1 protein-coding gene is annotated in these 807 nt (G+C 29.5%); it reads right to left on the bottom strand.

Features of this window, described 5'->3' with window-relative positions; genetic code table 11:
* Nucleotides 1–137: 137 nt before the first annotated feature.
* Nucleotides 138–782: a hypothetical protein gene (locus TD18_RS16205; protein WP_040254765.1), complete on the bottom strand. Its 645-nt coding sequence runs from the start codon at nucleotides 780–782 to the stop codon at nucleotides 138–140.
* Between the last annotated feature and the right edge of the window lie 25 nt (nucleotides 783–807).

The following is an 807-nucleotide window of genomic DNA, read 5'->3' on the forward strand; positions in this document are numbered from 1 at the left end:
AACGTGTTCGTGTTATGATTAGTTACGGAAAAGGACGTGAGTCATTTTCCGATAAGTTACTAAGTTAATTAATTTCAAGGATTTTCTGATAAGGAAATCAGCAGTAATTAATTATACACGTTGTTGTACAACGTTTTTTATTTTATTATTTCTTGGATTAAATCTTTGTCGACTTTTTCGGTATTCAATTTTATATATCGATAGGATTTGACTTTAGAATTTTCAAGTTCCAAAATCAAAATTCTGTTTTTATTCGAGTAGGCAATTCCATTCTCAAAACTCAGATAGTTTACTCCGAATTCAGATTCCAATTCCGTCTTTGTTAGTCCAACGAGATTAGCTTTCCCTAAATCCAAATCCTTATTAAAAATTCTTAATTCAATCAGAATTTCAGTTTCGTCTTCGTAAATGTGTTTGTTGTTTCCGTGCTTAAACACTACTATTTGGTCAATTCTTTTTGAGTCAGTAAAATTTTCAGTTGGATAATTATAAGTATAGAATATTGAGTCTTTAATTTTTGGCTCAAAGTAGTAATCCGTTCCATTACTTACTCCAGTTGTTGTGTAATTTATGTTTTTTGATTTTTTAAATTTCTGTAAGTCAATTGGATTTTCAAGTAAAGAAGTCAGGTTTTGATTTTTTAGATACTTTTCTTTTTCAGCTTTATCTGGTTCAGGAAGCAACTCAAATCTGTCCGAATTCGATTCATTAGGTTTTCTTTCAGTTACATCTTCGCAACTTAAAAAAGCAAGAAATAATATCGTTATAATTCCAATTTTCATTGTTTGGGTAAATGTTGTACAACGT

The sequence above is a fragment of the Psychroserpens mesophilus genome (assembly GCF_000826645.1).
Lineage (GTDB): Bacteria > Bacteroidota > Bacteroidia > Flavobacteriales > Flavobacteriaceae > Psychroserpens > Psychroserpens mesophilus.